The sequence below is a fragment of the Actibacterium ureilyticum genome (assembly GCF_002285435.1).
GTDB classification, from domain to species: domain Bacteria; phylum Pseudomonadota; class Alphaproteobacteria; order Rhodobacterales; family Rhodobacteraceae; genus Actibacterium_C; species Actibacterium_C ureilyticum.
Genome location: NZ_NSBT01000030.1, coordinates 19,844 through 27,848, shown reverse-complemented (window position 1 = coordinate 27,848; position 8,005 = coordinate 19,844). Strand labels below are relative to the sequence as shown.

At 60.6% G+C, this 8,005-nt stretch carries 12 protein-coding genes; 8 read left to right on the top strand and 4 right to left on the bottom strand.

Annotated features, from left to right (window positions below; genetic code table 11):
* Positions 1-95: 95 nt before the first annotated feature.
* The 4 genes from CLM60_RS11935 to CLM60_RS11920 form a co-directional block, all read right to left on the bottom strand.
* Positions 96-476, bottom strand: a complete 381-nt coding sequence (locus CLM60_RS11935) for a VOC family protein (RefSeq protein ID WP_095587678.1) — start codon at positions 474-476, stop codon at positions 96-98.
* A 222-nt stretch (positions 477-698) separates the two neighbouring features.
* A complete protein-coding gene (locus CLM60_RS11930) occupies positions 699-926 on the bottom strand; it encodes a hypothetical protein (protein ID WP_095589389.1) in 228 nt (75 codons plus the stop codon).
* Between the two features lie 167 nt (positions 927-1,093).
* Positions 1,094-1,351 (bottom strand): helix-turn-helix domain-containing protein, encoded by a 258-nt coding sequence (locus CLM60_RS11925; protein ID WP_095589388.1) that lies wholly within the window; start codon positions 1,349-1,351, stop codon positions 1,094-1,096.
* A 124-nt stretch (positions 1,352-1,475) separates the two neighbouring features.
* The gene (locus CLM60_RS11920; protein WP_095589393.1) at positions 1,476-1,736 is read right to left on the bottom strand and encodes a hypothetical protein; all 261 of its coding nucleotides are present in this window, start codon (positions 1,734-1,736) and stop codon (positions 1,476-1,478) included.
* Positions 1,737-1,939: 203 nt separating this feature from the next.
* Here CLM60_RS11920 and CLM60_RS11915 point away from each other — a divergent pair, with 203 nt between their 5' ends.
* Genes CLM60_RS11915 through CLM60_RS11885 form a run of 8 tightly spaced genes read left to right on the top strand, consistent with a single transcriptional unit; the run spans position 1,940 to position 8,000 of the window.
* Positions 1,940-2,293, top strand: coding sequence for a hypothetical protein (locus CLM60_RS11915; RefSeq protein ID WP_072702228.1), 354 nt, complete (start codon positions 1,940-1,942; stop codon positions 2,291-2,293).
* A gap of 43 nt (positions 2,294-2,336) precedes the next feature.
* A complete protein-coding gene (locus CLM60_RS11910) occupies positions 2,337-2,957 on the top strand; it encodes a lytic transglycosylase domain-containing protein (RefSeq protein ID WP_095589387.1) in 621 nt (206 codons plus the stop codon).
* Positions 2,954-3,247 (top strand): TrbC/VirB2 family protein, encoded by a 294-nt coding sequence (locus CLM60_RS11905; protein ID WP_009503803.1) that lies wholly within the window; start codon positions 2,954-2,956, stop codon positions 3,245-3,247. Before CLM60_RS11910 ends, CLM60_RS11905 begins: the two co-directional genes overlap by 4 nt.
* Complete coding sequence (locus tag CLM60_RS11900) at positions 3,240-3,518, top strand: VirB3 family type IV secretion system protein (protein ID WP_008327373.1); 279 nt, start codon at positions 3,240-3,242, stop codon at positions 3,516-3,518. The genes CLM60_RS11905 and CLM60_RS11900 overlap by 8 nt, the downstream gene beginning before the upstream one ends.
* A complete protein-coding gene (locus tag CLM60_RS11895) occupies positions 3,508-5,883 on the top strand; it encodes a VirB4 family type IV secretion/conjugal transfer ATPase (RefSeq protein ID WP_095589386.1) in 2,376 nt (791 codons plus the stop codon). Before CLM60_RS11900 ends, CLM60_RS11895 begins: the two co-directional genes overlap by 11 nt.
* Entirely contained in the window at positions 5,880-6,047 is a 168-nt protein-coding gene (locus CLM60_RS20945) for a hypothetical protein (protein ID WP_176473864.1), read from the top strand. Before CLM60_RS11895 ends, CLM60_RS20945 begins: the two co-directional genes overlap by 4 nt.
* Positions 6,037-7,191 carry a lytic transglycosylase domain-containing protein gene (locus CLM60_RS11890; RefSeq protein ID WP_176473863.1) on the top strand — a complete coding sequence of 385 codons (1,155 nt, stop codon included), beginning with the start codon at positions 6,037-6,039 and terminating at the stop codon, positions 7,189-7,191. The genes CLM60_RS20945 and CLM60_RS11890 overlap by 11 nt, the downstream gene beginning before the upstream one ends.
* Positions 7,191-8,000, top strand: a complete 810-nt coding sequence (locus tag CLM60_RS11885) for a type IV secretion system protein (RefSeq protein ID WP_095589391.1) — start codon at positions 7,191-7,193, stop codon at positions 7,998-8,000. Before CLM60_RS11890 ends, CLM60_RS11885 begins: the two co-directional genes overlap by 1 nt.
* Positions 8,001-8,005 lie beyond the last annotated feature (5 nt).

Below are 8,005 nucleotides of genomic sequence, written 5' to 3'. Positions count from 1 at the left end.
GCGGACTAAGCGCCAATTCGCTGCGGTTGCGCCAATGGCGGCTTGGCGATACCCCGACGGGCGAACTTTGCGCTCTCCGAGGCTTCTTCGCGTACCTATTCCAGGTTTTCCCGAATAAGATCAAATCCGTTTCCGAACGGATCAGCACAATTTGCAAGGTCTGCGACCTCTGAGTAGGTTTTCTTTTCAACCGAGCCGCCGTACTTTTCAACTTCTGCACAAACCGGATCAATGTCATCTACTATGAAGTCAAGATGAACCGGTGTCCAATGACGCTGGTAGTGACGTTTTTCATCGGCTGCGCCGATGGTGCCTGCGGCTTTCTCTTGGATGTGGAGATCGAGCGTTCCAACGGAGATAACCTGCCAATCATCCGAGTACTTTTTCTTAAATTTGCAGCCCAATGCCTCAACATAAAACTTCAAGGCTGTGGACATGTCAGATACATCAATGCTGATAGTTGCTTTGCGAGCCAAAACGGTACCTCCAAAAGAGCAATTTGTTCCATTTTTGTTCTCCCTGTGCCTGCCAGTTTTAGTTTTGCAAGTCAACCGCGCTGTGCACGATAGCCGACATTCAGTAGGCATGCAGAAACCGTGAGTTTGGGCTCTTTCGAGGCTTTCGCTGCCGTCAGCTCCAATGTCCGGTGTGCTATCGCACCCTTTCCACCAATACTCGCTGGCGACTACCTGAGAAGCCTAGTTGCTGTTGCTTCTTCCGATCCGCGTGAGCGCATCGAAGTCGATTTCCTGCTTCTGTTCCGCAGTCAGATCCGGTCGGGTTTCCGATACCGGCTGGGGTCCGTGGACGTCCCACATCAGCGCATGCGCGCCTGTACTCCATCGATAAACCCAACCAACAATGCTGCACCCATCGGTCCCGATCAGATTGGCGATCGCGACGCCCTCACCTTTATCATCGTTCACTGTTTACGGACTTCCTGCACTGAGGCTCTGATATTGCAGCGTGACGAACTGTGGTGCTCGCCTGCACCGCATGCCGCGCTTGGGAGATGTTGGCTAACTGCTCTTTCTTGAGGAGCTCACTTCAGATGGGGACGCACGAAGCGGCGCGTCCAAAAATTTCTTTGCTTTCAAATCTTGTGGTCGGGTTCCGTGGCGGCTTCGACGATCGCCAGAACCTCGGATAAGTCGAAGCCAAGCGCTCGGGACAATACGATGAACTCGACAACGTCGATCCGTCGCTGGCCACTTTCGATGCGCGCCACCAGAGACTGGTGGCAGTCAAGCCTGTCCGCCAAATCCTTTTGCCCCAGACCCGCTCTATTTCGGGCCTCGACCAAAGATCGACAAAGGGCCAGATGCCCGGTACTCCAAATAGTTTTCGACACGCGTCACAAACCTTTTGTGACGTCGCTAGCGGATGAAATCTGTTATCTAAAAAGTAGATATTTGAGGGTGTTATGGGCGTCTGGTTTCCAAGGGATGCAAGTCTGGTACACGCCCAGTGGCCCATCAATCCCCCACCAGCTCGAGAAACCGACCGTAATCCTGACTGACTTCGCGGGCTTCTTCAAAGGCGCGCGCACGCTCCTGCTCGAGGCAGCGAAAGTAGTCCTGAATGTCCGCGATGTAGACCTCAAAGTCCCGTCGGATGATGTCGGCATAGTCCCGGGCGGCCTGCGAATCGCTTGGGACGAAAGGTCGTACCGGGGCGAGACAGGTTTCCGCTCGGCTTGCGACCGGAACGAGCATCAGCAAGGCCGCAGCCTGCATCGTCACCCACCGGCTCAACCGCAGGTTTCTGAAACCCCTATTTCCCTTGATAGACGCCAATGGCCGTGCCTAGAGTTTGAGTAACCGAGATACAGCCGTATCTGCCGCATTATATCTTGCGGTTAATAATATACTATCGTAACTCTGGGCTTCAAGTGGGAATGCCCGGACGTTGCGCGTTTGAAGAAAGCGTGAGCCGGGCCATGAACTGGGACATCGAAGCACCAAATGTGGTTACGGAAGCACGTTTCCGCGAACTCGTGGAAAGCGGCTATAGCGCTGAAATCCTGTGCCAAGAGTCGGCACACAAGAAGGGCCCCAGCTACTACGGGGTCTGGATCATGCGTGTCGTCTCTGACGAGGGCGTCGAGAAACTGCTGGTCACCGCTCGAACCCGGACGACTTACAACGACATCAAGATCCGCGAGTTCAAGACCATTACGGGCGTGGTCTCCTTCCTTATCGGGATCGGCTTCTCTCATGCCGATGTGCCGCTCGAAGAAGGCCAGCGGACGACGCACAAGCTGGCCGCATCTGACAAGGGCGGCAGCAAGTAGCCTTCTCCTTTGCTGGTTCCTGACAGGTCCGGCCATAGCCCAGATGGTATTGGTCATGGAGAGCGATGGCTCTCTGACGCCGTCTCGCTCCCAGGACAGCTTTGCCCGCAATTACAATGACGGCATCGGACAGGGGTCCGCTGCTGATGAGCTGGCGATCCTAAGTGAAGAAGAACCAGCTATTGAACCTGACGCGTTGCGTTTTGCAGCCCTTGCGCGACCTGCGCCCCTGCCCCGCGGCGATGTTCTCACGGCCATCGAGGCTACTGCCCTTCGCTATGCCAGCCATCCCGGGCTGCGCCGCACGGAGCTCGCGGTTCGTGATTGGCTGATCCTCTACCGCGCCAATATCGAGGTCGAGAGCGCCTACCGGCAGGAGGCGATCTCGAGCGCAGGCGCCATCGGCCTTGGCCAATTGATGCCAGCGACGGCGCGCGACCTCGGTGTCGACCCGCGTGATCCGCTGCAGAACCTCGACGGTTCCGCCCGCTACCTCGCGATGATGCTGGAGACGTTCGGCGATCCGCGGCTCGCGCTCGCAGCCTACAACGCCGGCCCGGATGCTGTGCGCCGCTATGGCGGCATTCCCCCCTACCGAGAAACCCAGAACCACGTGGCCCGCGTCATGGCTGTCGTGGCCCGATTGGAAGGATCAAATTCATGAAACAGATTTCAAACCTATTCGTCGCCTCACTGGCGCTATTCCTGCTCATTGCTGAGCCCGCCCTTGCCCAAAGCATCGATCTCTCCCCGATCCAAAGCCTGTTGCAGGGCATTGTCGATGCCCTGACTGGCCCGCTCGGCGTCGTGATCGCCACACTCGCGGTCCTTGGCGTGTTCTTGAGCTGGTTCTTCAACATCATCGATCTGCGCCAGGCCCTCTGGGTGCTTGTCGGCATCGCCGGTGTTGCGGCCGCCCCCACCATCGTTGCCGCGGTCTTTGCCGGTGGCTGAGCGCTCGCCCCTCTTTCTCGGCCTCGTGCGACCGCCGAAGCTCCTGGGCCTGCCCATCATGTATGCGATGGTCTGGCTCTTCGGCTCGGTGCTCCTCTTCGTCTGGGTTCAGCACATCGCGGTGCTGGGCGTGGCCGCCCTACTCTACCCTGTGCTTTGGAAGGCCGCGGACTGGGACCCGCGCTTCATCGACGTGATGATGACGGCGCTGCAGGAAACGCCACCGACGCGCAACCGCTCCATTCACGGCGGGGACAGCTATGCGCCCTAATACAGCCTTGAATGAAACCCTCGATCCCCGGACCATGACGCCGGACTGGTATGCACGCGAGACCCGCCTCGCGCATATGCTTCCTTACGTCAGCTTGGTCGATGACCGCACCGTGCGGACGCGGGTGAACGAACTTTTTCAGTGCATCCGGCTCGACGGGGTCAACAGCTACACCACAGATGATGCCTATCTCGACAAGGTGACCGCGCTCTTTGCCCGGATCATCGCGCAGCTGGGACCGGAGTTCAGTTACTACGTCCATAAGGTCTCAAAGGCGATCGCACCGGAGCTGGAACCCGTGCGCGAGGACAGCTTTGCGGGGGAAGTTGATCGGCTCTGGCGCGCGAAACTCGAGACCAGCGGCCTGCGCGACAAAACCCTGACGCTCACGGTCATTCACCGCCCGCCCCCGAAGAGCGTCCTTCCGTTCCTGAACCGCAGCGCCCCGGATCGTCTCAAGGAAGCGACCGAGAAGCGCCTTCGCCGATTGGGCGAGGCCGTGAACGTGTTCCTGTCTGGCCTGACGGAGCTTAACCCACGTGTGCTTTCGGCCAAGTCCGGCGAGTTGATTGGCTTCCTAGGGGCCCTCAACACTGGCCAGGAACTGCCGCTCTATCCGGCGAACACCTATGGCTTCCTGTCCTTCAACGTCGCCAACACGCGAGTGACGTTTCAGGGGGATCATTTCGAGCTTTCCGAAGGCGTCGTGGGGCATCGCTACGGCAAGAGCTTCACCATCGGGGAATACTCGGAAGGCACCTCCTGCACCATGTTCGACATGCTGAACCTGCCGGTCGACATGATCGTCACCCATTCCTTCACGCCGATCAATTCGAACCTCATGGCGGGCCGCATCAAGCGGCAAAAGCGGCAGATGCAAGCCAGCCAGGATGCGGCCCTGTCGCTCTTGGAAGCGCTCGACATCGCGGCCGACGATCTCGAGGCCAAACGCCAGAGCTTTGGCGAGCACCACATGGTCGTGACGATCTTCTGTGACACGCTGGACGAGCTGCAGACGCTCAGCGCCGAGGTCGTCAACGCGGCCGCCGCAGAAGGCGTGAAGATGATTGGCGAGCGGGTCGCGGCCAAGGCGCATTACCTCAGCCAGCACCCCGGCAACCAGCCAAAGCGCGTCCGCGCCAGCGCCGTCACCAATCGCAACTTCGCGGATTTTGCGGCCTTCCACCGGACACAGCTCGGCAAACCTGCAGCACTTACCCCCTGGGGCCGGGTCGTCACATATTTCCCCACGCCGGAGCAGAGCGCCTATCGGTTTTCCTATCACGAGCAGGGATCGCCCGACAAAGAACCGACCAGCGGCCATACCCTGATCATGGGGCGGCCCGGGTCCGGCAAATCGGTGCTGTCAGCCTTTCTGATGACCCAGGCCCGTCGCGCGGGCGCCCGGATCTTCGTCTTCGATTACCGTCTAGGCATGGAGATGGCGGTGCGCGCCAATGGCGGGCGCTACGCCTCCCTGAACGCCGGCCAGCCCACGGGTCTCAACCCGCTCTGGACAGAGACCGATGCGCGCGGCACCGCCTGGCTCTCGGACTGGCTCACAACCCTGCTCTACCGCGCCGACAAGCCCCTGACCCCGGCGCAGACCAACCGCATCCAGGAGGTCGTGCGCCAGAATGCCCAGGCCACCAATCCGGCCCTGCGGAACTGGCGGGATTTCGCATCGCTGTTCGTATCGACCGATGATGGTGGCGATCTGCACCAGCGCCTGCTCGAGTGGACCGAAGACGGTCGCTACGGCTGGATCTTCGGACAGAGCCTCGAGGACACCTTCTCGCTCAGGGGCGATGTCGTGGGCTTCGATCTGACCGGCATTCTCGACAGCGAGGCCGACAAGGAGCGGATGGCCGTCCTCTCTTATCTTTTCCGCCGGGTAGAGCGCGAGATCGAGGATCGTCGCCCCACAATCATCGTGATCGACGAGGCCTGGAAGGCGCTCGACAACGCGTATTTCGCCGAGCGGCTGTCGAACTGGCTGGTGACCGCGCGCAAGCAGAACACCGTCGCGGTGATGATGACGCAATACGCCAGTCAGCTCGAGCGCACGCGGACCGGCAAGACTATCGTCGAGGCGGTGCCGACGCAGATCCTGCTTCCGAACATCCGCGCCCATGCGGCCGACTACGCGATGCTGAACCTCTATGAGAAGGAACTCGATGTGCTTCTCAACACCGGCAGCGACAGCCGCCTTGCGCTCATCCGCGACGACCAGGGATCCATCGTCGTCGATGCCGATCTGAGCGCCCTCGGGCCCAATCTCACCATCCTCGGCGGCATGGAAAAAGGCGAGGCGCTGGTCGGCGCCGATTACCGCGACCGCCCAGACTTTTGGAGGCTTTCATGATTCGTACTCTGTTTCTTCTCACCGCGCTCGGCGCTTTGGCCTCCTGCGCCCAGTACCAGGAACCGCAGGCCAATTGCTTCACCTTCCTGGCCTCGACGGCACCCACAGCACCTGATTGCAGCTTCACGCCCCTTGGCGCACCGGAGGGCGACATTGAAGTCTAGCCTGCCTCATATCCTGGCCCTTTGCCTGCTGCCCGGTCTCGCTTTGTCTCAAGGCGTGCCGACCAATGACAGTGGGCTGACCGCGCGTGACATCGTCGAGACTGGCGATCGCGAGGCTGACTTGGCCGTTCAGGCCGACAAGCTTGCCGTGCGCGAACTCATTGCCGAGATCGAACGGGAGCAGCTGGAAACCCTGCAACGCATCCTTGATGCCCAGACCAGCTTCGGCGGTCAGGGCTTGCCAGCTATGGTCTCGGGGCTGGAAAGCGGCAGCGGGGATCCGGCCCGGTCAGTCGAGGCGGTCTATGGCACGGGCGAGATCGATCCCAATCCCGGCGGCGCACAGATGTTCGGGGATGCTGCGGAAAACATCGAGCAGCTCATCATCCGCGTCGCGCAGGAGACCAGCGGCTTTGCAGGCGTGGGCCGCGCGGGTCTCTCGCCGGTTCAATGGCGCGCACTCCTACAGGCGCTCATCTGGCAGGAAAGCCGGTTTACTATTGGCGCCCGCTCGCCCGTCGGCGCCTTTGGCCTCACCCAGATTATGCCCGGTACGGCCAGCGATCTCGGCATCAACCCAGAATACTACGACAGCCCCTACCTGCAGGTGCATGGCGGCGCGCGTTATCTCGCCACCCAGCTCAACACCTTCGACGGCAATATCATCAACGCGCTTGCGGCCTATAACGCGGGGCCCGGCCGGGTTTTCGAGTATGGCGGCGTGCCACCCTTTCGCGAGACCCAGCACTACGTCCAGGTGATCCCCGAACGCTATAACCTCTATTTGACCCGTATCGGCGGGATCGAAGCGCTTGGCACGATCGACCCCGCGCTTCTGGCCAATGCCAACCTCTCGCTCACTGGGCACGGCGCGGCCTTCTATGGCAACAACTCACCCGCCGCGATCAGGCAAGCCGCCCTACGTATTGCGGATATCGTCGAACGGATTTCCGAGACCGAGGATGTGCAGGAGAGCGTTGCGCTCAACACTTATGCCCGCGCCGAACTCGTGCGTCTCGTGGCCGCCCGCATCCGGCTTCAGGCCGCCCGCACCCGCGTGCTCTCCGCCGAAGAGCTGGCCCAGGCCAGCGCCCGCATGGCCGAAGGCGCGTTCATGGATTTTACGATCAGGGAGATTGAATGATGGGACATCTGCTCTTGAGGACAGCTTTGGCCACGACACTTGGGGTTGGTCTGCATCTTGGCGCCCTATCCCCCGTCCTCGCGCAAGGCGTGCCCGTCGTCGATACCCAGAACATCGCGCAAAACATCCAGCAGCTGCGGCAGATGATCGAGGACGAGATCTTGCAAAACGAGCAGCTGACGCAGCTCCGCGAACAGCTCGGCCTTCTCACGGACCAACTCGCGGAGCTGCAAAGAACCTATGAAGCGCTCACCCGACTTGCCGAGCTTCCCGAAATCATCCGCACCGAGATGGAGGACGAGCTGAACGGCCTGCTCGACCAGGAGTTCGGGGACATCCTCGCCACGATTGAGGCTATCAAGACGGGGGATTTCTCCGGCCTGTCTGGTTCTGGCGCAGGCGAGATCGAAACCCAGATGGATCGGGTGCTGGCCGATCTCGGCTTTGACGAGGACACGCTCTCTGAGATGGCCACCAGCGGCAACCCCGGGGCCAACCGTGTGGCGACACAAGCCACGACCGGCGCGCTCGTCTCAGCCGCCGCCCAGAACAGCTATGAAGATGCCGGCCAGTCGCTCGAGCGGGTAGACCGCCTCGTCGGGCTCATCGACGACATGGAAGAACTCAAGCAAAGCGTCGATCTCAACACGCGCGTGACAGCTGAATTGGCCATCGCCCTCGTGGCGATGTGGCAACTGGAAGCAATTCAAACCGTGGGCGATGGCACGGGCGGCGTGATCGATGCCGCCACCATCGCCGAAGAGCAACGCTTCATGGATTTCACGCTGCCCGAGCTGCGCGCAGACTGATTTGA

Coding starts and splice junctions, on each gene's coding strand:
- CLM60_RS11920 (WP_095589393.1), bottom strand. CDS start 1,736: ATGCAGGCTGCGGCCTTGCTGATGCTCGTTCCGGTCGCAAGCCGAGCG.
- CLM60_RS20945 (WP_176473864.1), top strand. CDS start 5,880: ATGATTCGTACTCTGTTTCTTCTCACCGCGCTCGGCGCTTTGGCCTCC.
- CLM60_RS11910 (WP_095589387.1), top strand. CDS start 2,337: ATGGTATTGGTCATGGAGAGCGATGGCTCTCTGACGCCGTCTCGCTCC.
- CLM60_RS11885 (WP_095589391.1), top strand. CDS start 7,191: ATGGGACATCTGCTCTTGAGGACAGCTTTGGCCACGACACTTGGGGTT.
- CLM60_RS11915 (WP_072702228.1), top strand. CDS start 1,940: ATGAACTGGGACATCGAAGCACCAAATGTGGTTACGGAAGCACGTTTC.
- CLM60_RS11905 (WP_009503803.1), top strand. CDS start 2,954: ATGAAACAGATTTCAAACCTATTCGTCGCCTCACTGGCGCTATTCCTG.
- CLM60_RS11895 (WP_095589386.1), top strand. CDS start 3,508: ATGCGCCCTAATACAGCCTTGAATGAAACCCTCGATCCCCGGACCATG.